The sequence below is a fragment of the Rhizobium rhizoryzae genome (genome assembly GCF_011046895.1).
Classification (GTDB): domain Bacteria; phylum Pseudomonadota; class Alphaproteobacteria; order Rhizobiales; family Rhizobiaceae; genus Neorhizobium; species Neorhizobium rhizoryzae.
Genome location: NZ_CP049250.1, coordinates 1,768,245 through 1,787,118 on the forward strand (window position 1 = coordinate 1,768,245; position 18,874 = coordinate 1,787,118).

The window sequence follows — 18,874 nt, forward strand, 5'->3', positions numbered from 1 at the left end:
CGCGTTTCATGCGCATGTTTTCATTTGAAGATGCTGAACTCAAGCGAAATATGACAAGACGAATGTATCCATCAACAGGCTCGGATCGTCATGCTTACCAAAGAAAAAACCCTGCCGAAGCAGGGTTTTGAAGGACGCTGACATCGATTTCCGAATGCTCAGGTGCGGCGCGTCAGCGAGAATTGTGAACCGCTGTCGGCGGTGCAGTTCAGCTGGCTCGGGTTGATGAGCGCGCAATTGACCCGCGACTGCTTCTGCCGAACGATCGATGTCATGTTGATCTCGATCAGGTTCGGGGACGTCTGGGTGTAGGTTCCGCTGGCCAGAAGGGCATTGTTGTCCGTCGAGCGGGTGTTAAATGTGCCGGCCTGGAACGTTGAGACGATGCCGTTCGGATCTGCCCATGTTCCTTCTACGCCCTGCGGCTGTTGCTGGGCGACCGGCATGGAGCGCGGCTGAGGGGATGAAACACAGGCCGACAGCATGGCTGCGGCAGCGATGAGCGCTAGGCTCCCTTTGATTTTCATTCTTGTCTCCCGCGATTCGGACGCGATTCAACTTTATCCAGATGTAATACAAGGCGGATGCTTTCACACCCGCCTTGCGATGAATTTCAGTGGAAATTGCGGCCTAAGACCGGAAACGCATCAGTTGCGCACAAGAATATTCTTGAACTGCCAGGGATCTTTCTCGTCCAGCTCCTCCGGGAAGAGGCCCGGGCGGCCATCGAGTGGCGTCCAGTCCGTGTAGTGCCCTTCGACCGGGCCGAGATAGGGCGTTTGCACTTCGAGGCAGCGCTTGTAATCCATCTCGTCGGCTTCAACGATGCCAGCTTTCGGATTTTCGAGTGCCCACACCATGCCGGCCAGAACAGCGGAGGTAACCTGAAGACCAGTGGCGTTCTGGTAAGGCGCAATCCGGCGGGTTTCCTCCAGCGAGAGGCGTGAACCATACCAGTAGGCGTTCTTGTCGTGGCCGTAGAGCAGCACGCCCAGTTCGTCCACGCCGTCCACCAGCTCGTCTTCGTTCAGAACGTGAAGCACGGGCTGTGCATTGCCGCCATTGCCGAACATTTCGTGCAGCGAAAGCACGGCATCATTGGCCGGATGGTAGGCGTAGTGGCAGGTCGGGCGGAAGCTGACCTCGCCATCCTTGTCGCGAACCGTGAAGAAATCCGCGATCGAGATCGACTCGTTGTGGGTCACGAGGAAGCCGTATTGCGGACCCGGCGTCGGGCACCAGGTGCGCACACGGGTGTTGGCGCCTGGCTGCTCCAGATAGATTGCAGCCTTGCAGCCCTTCTTGTGCTTCTTGGCGTTCTTCGGCATCCACTTCTCGTGCGTGCCCCAGCCGAGTTCAGACGGCTGCAGGCCTTCAGAGATGAAACCTTCCACCGACCAGGTGTTCCAGAACACGTTCAGCGGCTTGGGGTTCTTGGTGCGTTGGGTGTCGCGCTCGGCAATGTGAATGCCTTTCACGCCCACCTTCTTCATCAGCTTCGCCCAGCCTTCGCGGTCATCCACGGCAGGCTCTTCGAATTCGAGGCCGACATCTCTGGCAATGTCCAGGAGCGCCTGCTTGACGAACCAGGAGACCATGCCCGGATTTGCGCCGCAGGTGGAGACGGCTGTCGTGCCGCCCGGATTCTTCTTCTTTTCCTGACGAACGGTTTCGCGCAGCGCGTAGTTCGTACGCTCGGAGTTCTTCATGTTCTTGTCGAAATAGAAGCCAAGCCAAGGCTCAACCACAGTATCGATGTAGAGAACATCGAGCTTCCGGCACAGCTTCATCAGATCCAGCGAGCCGGTATCGACCGACAGGTTGACGCAGAAGCCCTGGCCTTCGCCTTCGGTCAGAAGCGGCTTCAGCAGTTCCTTGTAGTTTTCCTTGGTGACATGCGACTGGATGAACCTGATGCCATGCTTGTCGAGAATGGCCTTGTCGTCGTCGCGCGGGTCGATCACCACCATCCGGCTCTTGTCGAACTTGAAGTGGCGCTCGATCAGCGGCAGCGTGCCGCGACCGATGGATCCGAAGCCGATCATGACGATCGGACCGGTAATCTCGCCATGAACCGGATAGGTCATTTCACTCATCTGTGTCTCCTTGAGGTGCAAGGGCGTAGAGCACCCGTGCATGGGGCCGCCAGCCTATCGTGTGCCAGCGGGCCAATTGTGCCGGTTCTAGATCACAAAACGGCGACATAATAAAGTGTTGGGGCCGGTTCTGATCGCTTCAAAACTGATTTTTGGAGAGTGCCATCTGTCTCAATCGCTGAACGAGTGGTGACCGTTGCCGGTCCAGACCCTTGTAGGCTGCCTGCTCCCCGCTCAATCCATCCAGTTGATCTGCAAGGGCCAGAGCCATGCGGCTTCCATCGGGGTGGGTGGCAAACAGACTGACGGGATCCAGATAGATCCGTATCGTGAAGACGATGTCGCCCGTGACCGGCAGCTTCGTCAGGGTCTGACGTTCGACGCGCACGACAGCGGTTTCCGGCTCTGCCGCATCGTTGCGGCCTGATTCCGGATGATAGAGTTTCTCCTGCCAGTTGATCGACCAGTTGAAGCGCTCGGCTGGTTGTTCCGGCAACAGATTGTCGAAGATGCGGTTCACCATCATCGCATTGCGCGTTCCGCCCTGAAACCCCGGTACATGGGCGTGGATCTCTTCCATCGGGCGATCGAACTTCTCTGCAAGCACCCAGGATGAGGGAAAGGAAAGATGCGCTGCTGCAATATGCCAGCCGGTTGCGCGGCGGCGCATGATCACCAGATCATCCTGCACCAGAAATCCGGCGCGCATGAGGGGCGGAACGGCCTCGTCGGCAAGGTCTATCTGCTGGCCCGCGAAACTTATGGTGGAGCCATCGCGCCGATAGACATGGGGGTGATCACGTTCCAGATGCAGGAGCAGGCAATCAAGGCATTCCTGTTGCGCATCAAGGCTGTCATGCGTGGCGCGAAACACATCATGCAGCCGCTCCCCGGCCAGCTTTTGCTTCTCGCGCACATAACGCGGCAAGTGCTGATCCGGCTCGATCCAACGGCTTGGATCGAGTGAAGAAAGACCTATCGTGAACGGACGAAGGCGTCTGGCATAGGGCGTATGGGTCAGCGGCATGAGGTCGGCACGTCGATCAGGCAAGCTCGCCTGCAATCAACCCGCGCAACGAGTTGCCGACGAAGATCTTCCGATGCTTGAGATCTGCGGGCTTGAGGACTTCCGAGCGAGCCTTGCGTTCGCGAATGAGCTCCGCGCGCAAAACACCCGGCAGGAGACCGCAGTTGAGCGCCGGGGTCAGCAATTGCCCATCTTCAGCCTCGACGAAGAGATTTGTGATCGTCCCCTCGCATAGTTCTCCGCGCTCGTTCAGCAGAAGAACCTCATCCGCTTCGTCTGATGAAAACTCGGCGCGGGCCGCTTCATAGGGGTCGCGTCGGCTGGTCTTGTGCCGGAACAATGTGTCATCGGACAGCAGGGTTTGCTTGGCAATGCGAAGCTTCCAGACCGTACCCTCGGCAATCGGCTGGAATGGAGTGGCGGTTACCTCTGCCTTGCCGCGGAATGTCACGGTCAACCGTGTCCGCATCGGGGTTGATGCTTCGGCCACGGCTTCCTCCAGCAGCTTGCCGACTTGCTGGGGCTGACGAAAGCCCAGCGCATCCGCAGAGCGGGTCAACCGCCGCAAATGCTGGTCAAGCCGCAGGAAGCCCTGTCCCGGCTCCCAACGGAGGGTTTCGATCAGCGAGAAATCCGCTGCTGGTTTACTGCGAAGCGCGCTTTGAGCAGGCATTCTTCATATTCCGCTTTTGCGTTCGAATCGAACACGATACCGCCGCCGACATTGAAGACCGCTTTTCCATCCGGAAAAAGGGTCAGTGTGCGGATAGCCACCGAAAACCTCATGGGTCCGGCCGGATCGCAATAGCCTATCGCGCCGCAATAGACATCTCGTGGTCCGGCTTCCAGCTTCCCGAGGATCTGCATGGCCCACATTTTGGGCGCACCTGTGACCGAACCGCAAGGAAAAAGTGCGGCCAGAATGTCCGGGAACCCGATATCCGGCAGCAGCTTTGCGCGGACATGGCTAACCATTTGATGAACCGTTGGATAAGTCTCGATGGAAAACAGCTTCGGCACATCGAGCGAGCCGACCTCCGAGATGATCGATACGTCATTGCGCAGGAGATCCACGATCATGCGGTTCTCGGCCCGCGTCTTCTCGTCCGCCAGCATGGCAGCAATGATCGCGTCGTCTTCGGCGGGAGTTTTTCCCCGCGGTGCCGTGCCTTTCATCGGATGGGTTTCGATCCAGCCGGTTTCATCCACCCGGAAGAAAAGTTCCGGCGAGCGGGATACGATGGCCGGTCCGCCCAGTTCGATCAGTGCGCCGTAGTGCACCGGCTGGCGTTCGACCAGAGACGCGAAAATGCCCGTGGGCGTACCTGACCATCTGGCATGGACCGGCATTGTCAGGTTCGCCTGATAGCAGTCACCACGTCGCAGATGCTGATGCAGGGTGTCGAAACGGATTTGATAATCGGAGAGGCTCCATTCGGCCTGTGCGTCGTAGAGGACCGCCTCATTGTCGCCGATGGATGGCACGGAGACGTTGCTTTCGTGTTTCGGAGCCTCGAAAACGCCCATGCAGACCAGCGGCGTTTCCCGGTCATCGACAATCAGGTGACGCAGCTTCTCCTCGAAGATATGGCCTGCCTCATAGGATATGTATCCCGCCAGCCAGAAGCCATCTTTGCGCGCCTGTTCCAGACGCTGAATTGCGGGCAGGATCTCCGCGGCTGTGCGTGCCACAACGATCTCGCGCGGATTGCTGAAGAGCATAGATCGCGAGGTGCGGTCATCGCGAAAGAGCGCATAGGGTTTCAATGCCGGTTCCATCTCGTTCTGCATGGCGCTTCTTATCGGGCAGAACTGCGGTGAACAATGGGGCTGTCGGGAATGTTCAAATCGCAGCGAATTGTTTGAGCGGTGGTGCTGGAACGGCACTCAAGGCTATGCGGTTGCGCCCTTGGCTCTTGGCCTCATACAGCGCCTGATCGGCAGAGACAATCAGGGTTTCCGACGTTTCCGAATGGCCTTTCGGGAGCACGCACAGGCCGATGCTGATGGTGACAATGCCGGACGGCGCATTCGCTTCGTGAGCAATCTTCAGGGCCTCCACTGCACGGCGAAGCTTTTCCGCCAACAGAAGACTTGCGGCCTGTCCAAAGCCGGGAAGAAGAACAGCCATTTCTTCTCCGCCAAAACGAGCAGCAACAGCGCCACTCTCCGGTAGGGCGCTGCGGATGGCATTTGCCACGTCGCGCAGGCAGTTATCGCCCGGCAGGTGGCCATAGGTGTCGTTGAACTGCTTGAAACGATCCAGATCAAGCAGCAGGAGTGAAACGGGAGCGCCGGGGCTTTCGCTCAAAACTGTCTGGAGATGCTGGCTGAAGTAGCGCTTGTTGAAGAGGCCCGTCAGTTCATCGGTCACGGCCAGAGTGTCCAGCTCACGCTTCGCCGTTTCCTGGCGGGTCACATCACGCGTTACCACAACAATTCCATCCGCCGGTGCGCCGTTTTCGCTGCGCACGCAAGAAAGAACACTCTCCAGCCAGATAACAGAGCCATCGGCACGCTGGCGCTGCGCCAGAATGGTTTCGGCCAACGAGCCGGATTGGAGCCGCAATTGCGCGGATCTCCATGCTGTTCTGGTCGCCTCGTCCTGCCCGTCCGTAACGTTCTTACCAATCAGCGTTTCAGGAGCTTGCTCGAAAAGTATCGCGGCAGCCGGCGATACGTATTCGCGAATACCCGCCATGGAATGTTTTTCAATGACATCGGAGGAAGCATTGGCGATCAGGCGGAATTCGGCCTCGCGGGCCGCAACCTTTCGGTCGCCAATCTCGCGTAACCTGATCTGGCGTAGCCAGCGAAATGTGATGCCGAGGCCCACGACATAAGCTGCTATCAGGCATGCCCAGGGATATTTGGACCGCGTGACCCAATTGTGAAAGAGCGCACTCTTGGACCGCGTTACTATCGCGGTCACGCGGGTGTCTGGACTATAATAATAGCCGCTGAGGCGAGACTCGCCGCTTTGCAATCGATATTCGTGGTTGCCCTGCTGCTTTGCCGGACCTTGATCCTGGAAAAACTCCCTGTCGCCCAGGTCCGCCTCCACCGATCTGGCCCAGAAGGGATAGCGCAGCAGGACCCCGCCTTCGCTGTGCACCAGATAAAATGCCGTGTCGCCACGCAAGTCGAAGCTCTCGATAAACCTTGCGAAATGATCGAGACGGATTGTTGCAAGCAATACCCCGGCAAAGCTGCCATCAGGGGCGTCGATTCTTCTGGACACAGGCAGGAGCCAGTCTTTGCCAGACTTGCTGCGCACAGCCGTGCCGATATGTGTGTCGGTCGATGCGTGTGAACGGTGAAACCCAGAATATTCTTCCAAGGATAGTTCGGCGGTGGTGGCCATAGCATCCGGCCTGGAATGCGAAACAGTGCCATCTGCCTGAATGTAAATTATTTCATTCAGGAAGGTGGAGGATCGCCGCAGGCTCTGCATGTCTTCCAGAAGGGCCGCTTCCGGGCGCTGGTCCTGTCGTACGATTTGCGCCTTGAGTGCCAGTTGTGCAAGCGGCTGCTCTGCCAGAGCAAAGACATCATCGGTGTGTAGACCAATTGCTCTGGCTGTTTCCAGTAGCCGGTTGTTGGAGCTTAGCACCAGCCGTTGCCAAGTGGTGATCTCGTTCCAAACGCCCAGGCCAGCCAGCAAAGCAGCGATGACAATCACGGTCAGAACGCGAATTCTAGGCTGCCAGTTATCAATCGTCGATGTCATGGAATTTCATAGCCGTAGATCAAACCGGACATTGTCTACTATTTTATTCAAATTAATGAAGAATTCGAAAATGATCCGTGCAAGTGTAATATTCGCGGATCGGCGAGCAGTTCTGCCAAAAGCAGGGTCAGAGCCGCTCGCCAGTCGCCCGCTTGAGGTCATCCTGTCGTGTGTGCTCAATGCTCCAGTGCTTCCAGCTCGTCGATCAGACCTTCGATCATCGAAAGGCCCTTGCTCCAGAAGCCTGGATCGGTGGCATCCAGGCCGAATGGTGCCAGCAATTCAGAGTGGTGCTTGCTGCCACCGGCCTTCAACAGATCGAAGTATTTCTGCTGGAAACCTTCCTCGGCGTTTTGATAGACGGCATAGAGCGAGTTCACCAGGCAGTCGCCGAAGGCATAGGCATAGACATAGAACGGCGAATGGATGAAGTGGGGGATGTAGGTCCACCACGTCTCGTAGCCTTCGGAGATTTTGATCGAGGGGCCCAGGCTGTCGGTCTGGACAGAGAGCCACAGTTGCCCGATCTGCTCAGCAGTCAGTTCGCCTTGCCTGCGGGCCGCGTGCACCTTTCTCTCGAATTCGTAGAAGGCGATCTGGCGCACGACCGTGTTGATCATGTCCTCCACCTTCTGCGCCAGCATGGCCTTGCGTTCTTTGCTGTCAGCGGTCTTGTTGAGAAGTGCGCGGAAGGTCAGCATTTCGCCGAACACCGAGGCGGTTTCGGCCAGCGTCAGCGGTGTCTGGCACATCAGAGCGCCTTGTCCGCCTGCCAGCACCTGATGCACGCCATGCCCCAGTTCATGGGCAAGGGTCATGACATCGCGCGGCTTGCCGAGATAGTTGACGAGCACATAAGGATGGGCGGATGGAACGGTGGGATGGGCAAAGGCGCCGGGCGCCTTGCCGGGACGTGCGGGCGCATCGATCCATTGTTCATCGAAGAAGCGGCGTGCAATGTCCGCCATTTCGGGTGCAAAGTTTCCGTAGGCGTCCAGAACCGTCTGGCGCGCCTGGTTCCAGGAAATCAGGGCCTTTGGTGATTCCGGCAAAGGCGCATTGCGATCCCAGAAATTCATCTGCTCCATGCCAAGCCATTTGGCCTTCATGGCATAATAACGATGAGAAAGCCGCGGATAGGCCTCGCGTACGGCAGAGGCCAGCGCATCCACCACCTCCCGCTCGACCCGGTTGGCCAGATGGCGGCTGTCGGCGATATCCTCAAACCCACGCCAGCGATCGGAAATCTCCTTGTCCTTGGCAAGCGTGTTGGTAATCAGCGTGAAAACGCGCAGATTATCCTTGAAGGTCTTTGAGAGTGCCGCCGCCGCTCTGGCGCGAACCCCTTCGTCAGCTTCCTGAAGCAGATTGAGCGTGCGCTCCAGAGGAAGCTTCTCGCCATCGATCTCAAACCGAAGCTCGCTCATGGTCTCGTCGAAGAGGCGATTGAAAGCGGCCGCACTCGTCATGGATTTTTCCAGGAAGAGCTGCTCCAGCCTGTCCTCCAGCTGGTAGGGCTTGTCCTTGCGCAGATCCACAAGCCAGGGGGCATAGTGAGCGGCCTTTGTGTCGCGTTCCAGGCAGCGGTCTATGATGGCATCCTCGATGCGGTTCAGTTCCAGTGTAAAGAACAGAAGATGCGAGGAAAGTTCGGTGAGCTTCGACTGGACATCGCCGAAAAACTTGCCGTTGGCAGGATCAGACGTATCGGAAAAATAGGTCAGGCCTGCAAAGGAACCGAGCTTCCCGGCCAGATCCTCCAGCGCTTCGAATTCCTCAATAGCTGCGCCAAGGCCTTCGGAGCCGCTCGCTTGTGCTGCCTGCTCGAGTTTGCCCTTCCACTTGGTCTCGAACGCCTGCGCAAGCTCTGCTGCTTTCTTCAGATCTGTGTTAAAGCTTGCGCTGTCGCGCGCCTCGTATAAATCCTGAAGGCGCCAGGTGGGCAAATCGCCAAGCGCGTCCTCGTTCTGGCTCAGATCTTGACCGCCGGGACTCGACGCGTGGGCAAATGCTGCATACGATCCGGGGTGACGAGGATGCTTAACGGTCAATGGTGATCTCCCAACTAAATTCTGGCGCAAATCGAGGCGCCTGTTCTGTTTTCCGTGACGGCAGTTAAAATGCAAGCATTTCCCAAAACAGGATATTCAACCCTTTCTGACACAACGATGTTCGATGGTCCCACTGAAGGGACAGAACTTGAGCACTCGGAGCAAGCATGACGGCCCATATACTTGTTGTCGATGACGACCCGGTCCAGCGGCGCCTTCTGAAAAATGCGGTGGAGCGGCATGGACATACGGCTCACCTGGCCGAGAACGGTCGCATTGCGATCGAGCTCCTGAAGCGAAATCGTCGCCAGTTCAATGTCATCGTGCTCGATCTGATGATGCCGGAAATGGATGGTCTTGGCTTCCTGCAAGCTGCGGCAGAAATCGATGTCGACGTGCCTGTGATCGTCCAAACCGGGCAGGGCGGCATCGAGACCGTTGTCCAGGCCATGCGAGCCGGTGCCTTTGATTTCGTCGTCAAACCGGTTTCACCAGAGCGCATCGCGGCATCCATTTCCAATGCACTGAAGGTGGATACGCGGGAGGCCAAGGTCAAGGCGACCCGAAAGACCAAGGGCGCAAGCATCGGCTTCGGTGACATCGTGTCGGCAAGTCCGGACATGCTGCGCGTCATCGATCTTGCCCATCGCGCCTCCCAATCCAACATCCCGGTCGTGCTGGAAGGCGAATCCGGCGTTGGCAAGGAAATGATCGCCCGCGCCATTCAGGCAAGTGGCGAGCGTGCGCACAAGCCGTTCATCACCGTGAATTGCGGTGCCATTCCCGCCAATCTCGTGGAGAGCATTCTCTTCGGTCACGAGAAGGGGGCCTTCACCGGCGCAACGGAGCGCCATACGGGCAAGTTCGTCGAAGCGGATGGCGGCACCCTGTTCCTCGACGAGATCGGCGAACTTCCGCTTGACGTGCAGGTCAAACTTCTGCGTGCCGTGCAGCAGGGCGAGATCGAGACGGTCGGGGCTTCGAAGGTTCAGAAGGTCGATGTCCGGCTGATCTCCGCGACGAACAAGGATCTGATCGAAGAGGTGCGGGCGGGCCGGTTCCGCGAGGATCTCTACTATCGCCTGAATGTGTTTCCGATCACCATTCCTGCCCTGCGTCGTCGCAAGGAGGATATTCCGCATCTGGCCCGGGTCTTCACGGAGCGGTTCTCTGCCGAGCAGAAGCTACCGACAACCCTGACGGTCGGTGCCAGCGCCATGGCGCTTCTGACGGCCTATGACTGGCCGGGCAATATTCGCCAGCTGGAAAACGCGATCTTCCGGGCCGTTGTGCTGGCGGAAGGGCCTGAGCTGACGGACAAGGATTTCCCGCAGATTGCGGCGCAAATCCCGGCCTATCAGAGCCCCGAGCTTCTGGCCACGATCGTCGAACCGCAACCTCATGACGACCCGCAGGACGAACAGGCAGCACTGTCTGATCTCTTGCGCTCGGCACGGGCCGACCATAACCGCACCAACAGCCATCATCACCCGGCGAGCGACAATATCATTGTCAGCACGGACGATACCGGCGAGGTGCGCAAGCTGGCGGATGTCGAGGAAGAACTTATTCGTTTTGCGCTCAAATTCTATCGCGGCCAGATGAGCCAGGTAGCGCGGAAGCTGGGAATCGGTCGGTCGACCCTTTATCGCAAGCTCAAGGATTACGGGATTGACCCCGACGACCCTTTGAAGGAGGCGGCGTGAACCCCGCGTCGCCTCCGAACTAGGCCCACATCATCACGAGTTTGGGAGCGCCTCGCCAGCGCTCCCGAATGCGTTTGCGCGTTTACCTTCGGGTAAGGATGGATTGTTACGTTCCGTCAACCATTCAGTAGTCATTTGTTGACCATGAAATAAATGCTTGTACACCTGTGGCAGATTTGCCATCGTGTCACCGCAATTCACGGTCATGTGAGGCAGCACCGGATGTTGTCTATCGGACGGGGAACGTTTTGCCGTATCAGAATGCAGATTCCACGCCTTCGGGTGACAACGGACGGCAAATGCTAGGCCGCGTGGCGCGCGCCGTAGCCAAAGCCGCGAAGGCGTCCGTGCTCGGACTGGCCCTTGGCCTGTCCCTGAACATCCTGCCTGTCAGCGATGCAGCGGCAGCCAACGAGACCCGCAGCCTCAAGCTCTATTTCGTGCATACCGGCGAACGCGCCGTGATTACCTACAAGCGCAATGGTCGCTTTGATCCGAAGGGCTTGCAGGAGCTGAACCGTTTCCTGAGAGACTGGCGCCGTAACGAACCCACCCGCATGGATCCGCGCCTTTTCGATCTGGTCTGGGAAGTTTACCGCCGGGTTGGCGGCTCCGAGTATATTCATGTCGTCTCTGCCTATCGTTCTCCCAACACCAACGGCATGCTGCGCTCGCGTACCAAGGGTGTGGCCAAGAACAGCCAGCATATGCTGGGCAAGGCGATGGACTTCTTCATTCCCGGCGTGAAGCTTGCGACCCTGCGCGAAACCGCCATGAAATTGCAGGTCGGCGGCGTCGGCTTTTATCCAACGTCCGGCTCGCCCTTCGTGCATCTTGATGTCGGCGGTGTTCGTGCCTGGCCGCGCATGTCGCGTCAGGATCTCGTGCGCCTGTTTCCGAACGGAAACACGGTTCATCTTCCCGCAGATGGCAAGCCGCTTCCCGGTTACGAGCAGGCCGTTGCCGATTACAAGCGCCGTGTCGCGGCCGATTCCATCCAGATCGCAGGGACTGCCGGTGGCGTAAGCTCTGGTTCGAGCGGCAAGTCCAAGAACCTCTTCGCAATGCTGTTTGGCGGCGGGGATGAAGAGGAGGATGCGGAAGAATCCGCTCCAACCATGGTCGCGCAGCGTCCAGCACCAACACGCGCCGCCGCCTCCGCGGCTTCCGAGGATGAAGAAGGTCCGGCACCTGCACCGGTCGCTGTGGCAACGGCCGCACCTCCAGCACAGCCGCAACAGGTGGCCATTGCCGCTCCGGTTCCGTTGGCACGCCCGGCATTCCGTCAGGAGCCCGAGCCGGGCAGCCTTGCGACGGCGCTCTATTCCCCACAGCGCGACACGGCACAACAGGCCATTGCGGCCGCCATGCCGGCAAGCCCGGCCACGCCGCTTGCACGCCCTTCGCCTGAAAATGCAGGCTTTGCCGATCTCGCCAGCATGTCGGTCCCTGTACCCACGCTTCTTGGTCCACGCGGCCTGAAGGGTGATGCGCAGGGCGTGGCAACGGCATCGCTTGGTCAGCCGGGCACTGACGAATACATGCTGGCTTCGGTTCCTGTACCGGCTCAGCGTCCAGCCTTGGCGCAGGTTCGTGCCGAAACTGTTGCCGCCGCGACCGCACCGCAGGAGACGGACAAGCAGGCGCTGACACCGGACCTGATTGCCGAGCTGGCACGGACCGCAGAAGAGCCGCAAAGCCCTTCTGTTCCAGTTGCAGCAGTTCCGGTTCCGGCAAAGCGCGAGCCCCAGCAGCAGGTCGCCCTTGCCTCTCCAGCACCAGCGGATACGGGTGCCCGGGGCATGATCTTCAACGACGGTTTCGATCCACCGAAGCCTTCTGCAGAACCGCCAGCGCCGCATCCTGCCCGTGCTGCACAGCCCAAGCCGCCACGCCCGCAGGACATGCAGAACGTGCGGGCCGTAAAGGGTGGTGCGGTAACCAAGCTTGGTGGAACGCCAGCCACGCCTGACGCCAAGGTCTTGACCGGTGATATTCTGGCGAAATGGGCAAGCTCCAACAGCCGCCCGGATCCGAGTGCATCCACGAAGGCGCCACGCCTGATGACCCGCGTCTTCAGCACCGATTCCTCCAGTGCCTATAGCGGCGGTTTCCGGCCCGTTTCGCAGGCGGTTGCCGTGGATCCCAATCGTTTCAGCGATGCCAATACCGTAAAGCCCTGAGTGGCGCTGCGGAAAGCGATCCCGAAGTTTCAACGCATCTGCCGGTTGATGAAATCCATCGATCTGCAGGTGCTTTCTTGCCGTGAACGACGGCCATGTCGATGCTGTGCGGACATGGGGAAGGGCATGTTCGATGTCAGCCCAAACAAAAATACCCGCCGAGGGGTCTCGACGGGCATGTCTTGTACGATGAAGTTCGGTTGCCGATCAGGCGGCTTCGTCCGCCGGGGCAATGACCATGCCCAGAGCCTGCAGGTAGGTATCGAGAATAAGATCCTCTTCCATACGCTCCTGCTCATCCTTCTTTCGAAGGGCGATGACCTTTTTCAGAATCTTGGTGTCGAAGCCCATGGACTTGGCCTCGCCATAGACATCCTTGATGTCGTCGGCGATGGTCTTCTTTTCTTCTTCCAGTCGTTCGATGCGCTCGACAAAGGCGCGGAGTTGGTCGCGGGCGACGCCATGAGCATCAGACATCGGGGCCTCCTGTCATATTAAGGATTTGGGTGTGGCGAGTGCCCGTCCGGACACGCGCATGCATCTGTTCGCAGGCAGCAGCAGGAGGATCATCATGACCGGTCCGACCGCTGTCGTCTTGGGTCGTCCAAGTGCCGTGAACTCATGGCAAGGTCAAGGCGTTTTCAAATGCCGCCTCACGATTTGTGCGGGCCGCTGCTCTCGAAGGCTGCCTTTTGTGCATCGCTGGCTTCCGCCTGGTACCGCGCCTTCCACTCCTCGTAGGGCATGCCGTAGACCATCTCGCGCGATTGATCCTTGCTGACGGGAAGGCCAGCTTCTTCGGCTGCTTCCCGATACCAGTTGGAGAGACAATTGCGGCAGAAGCCTGCGAGGTTCATCAGGTCGATGTTCTGCACATCCGTCCGGTTGCGCAGGTGGGAGACAAGGCGACGGAAGGCGGCAGCCTCCAGTTCCGTCTGTTGCTCCTGGGTCAGTTCGCTCATCGCTTCATTCCTTCAAGGTTCGGACGGGTAGGGGCCAGTGCGCGACGGGAAGATCGAATAATGGTGCAATTCCGGCCTATCATTGAGGGTCTCAAAGATTGGCGCCAGACGATCCACCCAGGCCGCAATGCCGTTATCGTCGCCGATCAGGTCCTGCCGTACTTCCAGCAGTGCATGGGGAATGCCCCGCATCATGCAATGGCGGTACATGGTGTCGTTCTTCAAGGCACCGTCGTAGGGTTCGTTGTCACCCACCAGAATGTCGCCCGCTTCCCGCAAGTGCGCGATCAGCGGATGCACGGCGCGATGATCGGTATCCCACAGAACGGCGGCATGCCAGGGTCTGGGCGTCCCCTTCCAGGCGGGCGTATAGGAATGCAGGGACAGCACCAGAGGCGCGTTGCCTGCCTTGGCCGCGACCTTCGAGATTGCCTGATCAACTGCATGATGGTAGGGCCGATGAAACCTGTTCAGCCGGTGCTGCCATTCCTCGTCGCTGATAGGGTAATTGCCGGGAATGATGGCGCCGTCGGAAATCTTCATGATCAGTGTCGGGTCATCCTCGCCGCGGTTCGGATCAATGAGAAGGCGCGAGAAACAGGACAGGACCGCAGGAACACCAAGCCTTGATGCCAGCTGCCGTGTCAGGCCTTCGATGCCGATATCATAGGCTATGTGACGTTTGAATGCCGATGCATCGAGACCGAGCGAACCATAGCTTTCGGGAAGACGGTTCATGGCGTGATCTGCCAGAAGGATCATGCCTTTCGTATCGTCTCCCTCAATGATTTCATGCGATTCGAACTCTTGCATCTCGATAAAGCGCCTGCCTTGCTTATGTCCATTTTGTCTTTGATGGCATGCCAGACAATCGTGGCGCAAGCAGGAAAGCAGACAAGTCAACCGTGGCTTACGGTAATTTAATCGATTAGATTTTGTTGACTTTCCAACGCTCGCGGGCGAAGACAGTGCAGATCATTTCTCATGGAGTCCCAGCGGAAGCCGTGTCGACAGTTAAATTCTCATCCATTCTTCTCAAGCTGATGCCGGCAATCGCGCTGACATTGGTCGGCGCGCCGGTTCTTTTGGCCGCAGCACCTGCTCACGCGGATTTTCGTGTCTGCAATGGCACGCAAAACCTCGTCGGCGTGGCCATTGGCTATCGCGCCGCCGAAGGCTGGATTTCGGAAGGGTGGTGGCAGGTTCCGGCCTCCAGCTGCGCGACTCTCATCGAGGGTGAACTGCAATCCCGCTACTATTATCTCTACGCGGAAGATGCCGCGCGTGGCGGGCGCTGGACCGGTGACGTGAACATGTGCGTTGCCGAAAACGAGTTCAAGATCACCGGCGTCGGTGATTGCTTCGCTCGCGGCTATCAGCGCATGGGATTCAAGGAATATGACACGGGCCGTCAGGGAAGCTGGATGGTCCAGTTGTCTGATACGCCTGGTACGCAAGAAGGCCAGAACTGATGAAGCGCAATCGCAAAGTGAAGATCCTCGCAACGCTGGGGCCTGCCTCCTCCGACGAGGCGATGATCGAGAAATTGCATCTGGCAGGCGCCGACCTCTTCCGCATCAACATGAGCCATGCCAGCCATGATGTGATGCGCACGCTGATCGAGCGGATCCGCTCGGTCGAAGCGAGGAACGGCCGCCCCATTGGCATTCTCGCCGACCTGCAGGGTCCCAAGCTGCGCGTCGGAAAGTTTGCAAATACCAAGGTGACCTTGGCTCCGGGCCAGACCTTCACGCTCGACAACAATGAAGCGCCGGGTGATGAGACCCGTGTTTTCCTGCCGCATCCGGAAATTCTGGAGTCCGTAAAGCCGGGTCATCGCCTGCTGATCGACGATGGCAAGCTGATGCTGAAGGCGGAAAAGTGCGACGGCAAGAGCATTGTCTGCACTGTGGTTGCCGGAACCTCCATCTCTGACCGCAAGGGCGTCAGCCTGCCGGATACGCTGCTCGCCGTCGGTGTTCTGACCGACAAGGACCGCGCTGATCTCGATGCCGTCCTCGCAACCGACCAGGTGGATTGGGTGGCGCTTTCCTTCGTGCAGCGTCCGGAAGATCTGGCAGAAGTGCGCAAGATCTCCAAGGGCCGCGTCGGCCTGATGTCCAAGATCGAAAAGCCACAGGCCATCGAGCGCATCGAGGAAATCATAGAGCTTTCCGACGCGCTGATGGTAGCCCGTGGCGACCTGGGCGTGGAAATGCCGCTGGAAACCGTTCCGGGCCTGCAGAAGCAGTTGACCCGCGCCTGCCGCCGCGCCGGCAAGCCGGTGGTCGTTGCCACGCAGATGCTGGAAAGCATGATCACGGCGCCGGTTCCGACCCGCGCTGAAGTGTCGGACGTTGCCACGGCGGTGTTCGAAGGTGCGGACGCCGTCATGCTGTCGGCGGAATCCGCATCCGGTCAGTATCCGGTCGAGGCGGTCTCCACCATGGCGTCAATCGCCAGCACGGTGGAGCAGGATCCCTACTATTCGAACATCATCTATGCGCAGCGTCCGTCGCCGGAAGCGACCGGAGCAGACGCTATTTCGCTTGCTGCGCGCCAGATCGCCGAGACGCTAAAGCTGTCCGCCATCGTCACCTATACCTCGTCCGGCACGACAGGCTTGCGCGCTTCCCGTGAGCGTCCGCAGGTTCCGATCATTGCGCTTTCGCCGGTCGTACAGACTGCACGCCGTCTTTCGGTCTGCTGGGGCCTGCATTGCGTTGTGGCCGAAGAGCCGAGCGATCTGGACGATATGGTCAACAAGGCCTGCCGCATCGTGGCGAATGAAGGCTTCGGCAAGCCCGGCGACCGCATCATCATTTCCGCAGGTGTTCCGCTGGGTACGCCCGGTGCGACCAACATGTTGCGCATGGCCTATATCGGCCCGGACGGCCAGTCCGGCGTCTGAGCCTCACCATTTCTGATCGTAAAGCGCCCGGCATTGTCCGGGCGTTTTCGTTTGACTTAATGCGAGAGTTACCTGGACGACTACTGAGTCGCATTCTCCTGTGCCACGCGCGCATCCACCTCCTTCGCAAGCGCCTGCAGATCGCGCGGCTTGCCGGAAAGCTTTTCGATGGCTGCAATGGCCAGATCGGTCGCCACATAGTCCGGCTTGTGGCCGACACCCTTCAGCCAGATCAGCTCCGAATTCTTGATGTCGCGTCGTAATCCCACCGAGTGAATGTTTGCCAAAACGACCGGATCGTCATCGCCGGTGATGATCACCGCAGGCGTCTGGATCTCCGGATAGCGTGGTGAGACACGGGTTACGTAGTCGAGAAGATTGGCAACGTCCTGCGCATTGTACTGGAAGTTCGCCGGGCGCAGAACGAGGGCAGGGGCGCCTTCGGTCACATAGGTCTCGCGGCGTCTATTGGGGGCGAACACGCTCTTGGTGGCAGCGTCCAGGATCGTCATGCCCGCAGGCATGACCAGCGTGTGGCTGAACAGCCAGCCGATGACTGGCGTCGATGTCACCCTGTAGTGCCAGTCGATGCCGCCCGGCCAGGGATGGGTGGCAGGAGCCAGGAACAGCGAACCGATCACCTTGTCCGGGTGGTTGAGGGCAAAACTGGCCACGATGGCGCCGCCGAAGGAATGGCCGACGATGATGGCTTGGCGCATGCCGTAGGCCTCCATCAGCCTGGCGATAGCGTCCGCCTGCCCGTCGGGATAGGCGTTCTCCGGTCCACCGCGTTCCGAATAGCCGTGACCGGGACGATCAACGAAGAGCAGTTCAGCACGGCCTTTGAGCGGCCCCAGAAAGGCGGCCTCCTGATCCCGCAGGTTGCCGCTTGCGCCATGGACGAAGACGATCGGCGGCAGGTCGGCATTCGGCCCGGGGGGCACGTGCAGGGCGTTCATCTTGAAGCCGCCGACATCGGTCAGCGTGCCGATGTTCGGATACGTGTCCTCAATAACCTTGGCCTGCCAGGCGGTGAAGCCAAACAAGCCCGCGACAAGCGCTGCGACGATGATCAGAGCGATGATGATATAGGACAGGGGAATGCCTCGGATGGGAATCAGGTACGGCTGCCAGCCAGCTTCTCGGAAAGCTTGGTAACGTTCTCCTGCGCGTCCCGTTCCGCAGGATAGATGGCAAGAAAGCGTTCCCATGCCTTCAACGCAAGCTCATCCTGTCCGTTTTCCATCAGAATCGTTGCCATGCCCGCCAAAGCAGGGAAATGGCGAGGTTCCCGTTGCAGAACCTGATTGATGTCCGTCATGGATTTGCGCCTGTCGCCCATTGTGTAATGCAGCGTTGCACGGCGATTCCATCCTTCGATATAATCTGGTTTCAGAACCGTCACCTCATCCAGAAAATCCAGAGCGGCAGCGTTCTTCTTTTCCGCAATCGACCTGTTTGCCCATTGCATCAAGAGATCGACTGTCGGGCTATCGGATGCATTCCAGTTCGCAGTGATCTTGTTGGCGATCTCTTTTGCCTTTGCCGGGTCGCGCTCCCGGCCCAGATCTTTCAGCAGCTTGTCCTGAGCCAGTTTCGGATCGGTGATCGGTGGCTCGGCAGGAGCGGCAGCCTGAGTGCCTGCAGGAACGGTAACCGCACCCGGCTTCGGCGGCATGGGCTGAATGGGAGTAGGTTGAGGAGGTCTGGCTTGTGGAGCCGGTGCCTGGCCCGAGAGTGGGGGGCTTGATGGCAAGCCTGTCCCTGGTTGTTGCGCGCCCACGGGGCCGCAGAGCAAAGCGGAGGACAGAATGGCGATGGTCAAACGAAATCGGCGCATGGGATAGATCTAATCCGCATGCGCCGAGTTTCAAAACAAAAAACACACGTTATCGACAACGTGATGTCGAAGCTGCCCAAAGGCCGCTTCCGTCGATATCAGCCCTGACGAGCCTTGAAGCGTGGGTTCTGCTTGTTGATGATGTAAACGCGGCCCTTGCGGCGAACCAGACGGTTATCGCGATGACGGGCCTTAAGCGCTTTGAGCGAGTTCTTGATCTTCATTGTTCTGGTCCGCGTATTTCAGGGCGCTAGAGCCCTTAAGTCTCTGACAATCAAAAGCGCGCATTTACAGCGCGCCCTTTAGGATGGAGGGTGGATACAGGTTCACCAGCAGCCTGTCAACCGACAAGCCCCTGCGGAGAAGGG

General features: G+C 58.8%; 16 protein-coding genes and 2 pseudogenes. 5 read left to right on the top strand and 13 right to left on the bottom strand.

Annotated elements, in window-relative coordinates; genetic code table 11:
* Window positions 1-158: 158 nt before the first annotated feature.
* The 7 genes from omp10 to G6N80_RS14475 all read right to left on the bottom strand — a co-directional run bounded on the left by omp10 (window position 159) and on the right by G6N80_RS14475 (window position 8,829).
* The gene (omp10, locus tag G6N80_RS14445; RefSeq protein ID WP_165134712.1) at window positions 159-527 is read right to left on the bottom strand and encodes an outer membrane lipoprotein Omp10; all 369 of its coding nucleotides are present in this window, start codon (window positions 525-527) and stop codon (window positions 159-161) included.
* Between the two features lie 120 nt (window positions 528-647).
* On the bottom strand, window positions 648-2,096 hold the full coding sequence (locus G6N80_RS14450; protein ID WP_165134715.1) for a homospermidine synthase: 1,449 nt from the start codon (window positions 2,094-2,096) through the stop codon (window positions 648-650).
* 139 nt (window positions 2,097-2,235) lie between these two features.
* Entirely contained in the window at window positions 2,236-3,147 is a 912-nt protein-coding gene (locus G6N80_RS14455; protein WP_343048717.1) for a heme-dependent oxidative N-demethylase family protein, read from the bottom strand.
* Window positions 3,140-3,796, bottom strand: coding sequence for an aminotransferase class IV family protein (locus tag G6N80_RS14460; protein ID WP_062555963.1), 657 nt, complete (start codon window positions 3,794-3,796; stop codon window positions 3,140-3,142). Before G6N80_RS14460 ends, G6N80_RS14455 begins: the two co-directional genes overlap by 8 nt.
* Window positions 3,745-4,914 carry an aminodeoxychorismate synthase component I gene (locus tag G6N80_RS14465; protein WP_246251410.1) on the bottom strand — a complete coding sequence of 390 codons (1,170 nt, stop codon included), beginning with the start codon at window positions 4,912-4,914 and terminating at the stop codon, window positions 3,745-3,747. The genes G6N80_RS14460 and G6N80_RS14465 overlap by 52 nt, the downstream gene beginning before the upstream one ends.
* Window positions 4,915-4,966: 52 nt before the next feature.
* Window positions 4,967-6,853: a sensor domain-containing diguanylate cyclase gene (locus tag G6N80_RS14470; protein WP_165134736.1), complete on the bottom strand. Its 1,887-nt coding sequence runs from the start codon at window positions 6,851-6,853 to the stop codon at window positions 4,967-4,969.
* A 176-nt stretch (window positions 6,854-7,029) separates the two neighbouring features.
* Window positions 7,030-8,829, bottom strand: a complete 1,800-nt coding sequence (locus tag G6N80_RS14475; RefSeq protein WP_165137101.1) for a M3 family oligoendopeptidase — start codon at window positions 8,827-8,829, stop codon at window positions 7,030-7,032.
* A 242-nt stretch (window positions 8,830-9,071) separates the two neighbouring features.
* Here G6N80_RS14475 and G6N80_RS14480 point away from each other — a divergent pair.
* The 3 genes and pseudogenes from G6N80_RS14480 to G6N80_RS14485 all read left to right on the top strand — a co-directional run.
* Window positions 9,072-10,263: pseudogene (locus tag G6N80_RS14480) on the top strand (sigma-54-dependent transcriptional regulator); the annotation flags it as partial.
* Between the two features lie 134 nt (window positions 10,264-10,397).
* A pseudogene (locus G6N80_RS23575) lies at window positions 10,398-10,610 on the top strand (helix-turn-helix domain-containing protein); the annotation flags it as partial.
* A gap of 248 nt (window positions 10,611-10,858) precedes the next feature.
* Window positions 10,859-12,793 (top strand): peptidoglycan L,D-endopeptidase MepK, encoded by a 1,935-nt coding sequence (locus G6N80_RS14485; RefSeq protein ID WP_343048719.1) that lies wholly within the window; start codon window positions 10,859-10,861, stop codon window positions 12,791-12,793.
* A gap of 207 nt (window positions 12,794-13,000) precedes the next feature.
* Here G6N80_RS14485 and G6N80_RS14490 read toward each other — a convergent pair whose 3' ends face one another.
* From G6N80_RS14490 to G6N80_RS14500, 3 genes are all read right to left on the bottom strand, one after another.
* Window positions 13,001-13,270: a DUF2312 domain-containing protein gene (locus tag G6N80_RS14490; protein WP_062555709.1), complete on the bottom strand. Its 270-nt coding sequence runs from the start codon at window positions 13,268-13,270 to the stop codon at window positions 13,001-13,003.
* Window positions 13,271-13,446: 176 nt separating this feature from the next.
* Complete coding sequence (locus tag G6N80_RS14495; protein WP_062555708.1) at window positions 13,447-13,755, bottom strand: DUF1244 domain-containing protein; 309 nt, start codon at window positions 13,753-13,755, stop codon at window positions 13,447-13,449.
* Between the two features lie 12 nt (window positions 13,756-13,767).
* Window positions 13,768-14,568, bottom strand: coding sequence for an N-formylglutamate amidohydrolase (locus G6N80_RS14500; protein WP_062555707.1), 801 nt, complete (start codon window positions 14,566-14,568; stop codon window positions 13,768-13,770).
* Between the two features lie 230 nt (window positions 14,569-14,798).
* Between G6N80_RS14500 and G6N80_RS14505 the strand changes: the two genes are divergently transcribed.
* Together G6N80_RS14505 and pyk are read left to right on the top strand one after the other, a co-directional pair.
* Window positions 14,799-15,227, top strand: a complete 429-nt coding sequence (locus G6N80_RS14505) for a DUF1036 domain-containing protein (RefSeq protein WP_062555960.1) — start codon at window positions 14,799-14,801, stop codon at window positions 15,225-15,227.
* A complete protein-coding gene (pyk, locus tag G6N80_RS14510) occupies window positions 15,227-16,666 on the top strand; it encodes a pyruvate kinase (RefSeq protein WP_062555706.1) in 1,440 nt (479 codons plus the stop codon). The genes G6N80_RS14505 and pyk overlap by 1 nt, the downstream gene beginning before the upstream one ends.
* 80 nt (window positions 16,667-16,746) lie before the next feature.
* Here pyk and G6N80_RS14515 read toward each other — a convergent pair whose 3' ends face one another.
* The 3 genes from G6N80_RS14515 to ykgO all read right to left on the bottom strand — a co-directional run bounded on the left by G6N80_RS14515 (window position 16,747) and on the right by ykgO (window position 18,730).
* Window positions 16,747-17,877, bottom strand: coding sequence for an alpha/beta fold hydrolase (locus tag G6N80_RS14515; protein WP_165134739.1), 1,131 nt, complete (start codon window positions 17,875-17,877; stop codon window positions 16,747-16,749).
* Window positions 17,784-18,344, bottom strand: a complete 561-nt coding sequence (locus G6N80_RS23245) for a tetratricopeptide repeat protein (RefSeq protein WP_183898027.1) — start codon at window positions 18,342-18,344, stop codon at window positions 17,784-17,786. The genes G6N80_RS14515 and G6N80_RS23245 overlap by 94 nt, the downstream gene beginning before the upstream one ends.
* A 260-nt stretch (window positions 18,345-18,604) precedes the next feature.
* The gene (gene ykgO / locus G6N80_RS14525; RefSeq protein ID WP_003497670.1) at window positions 18,605-18,730 is read right to left on the bottom strand and encodes a type B 50S ribosomal protein L36; all 126 of its coding nucleotides are present in this window, start codon (window positions 18,728-18,730) and stop codon (window positions 18,605-18,607) included.
* Between the last annotated feature and the right edge of the window lie 144 nt (window positions 18,731-18,874).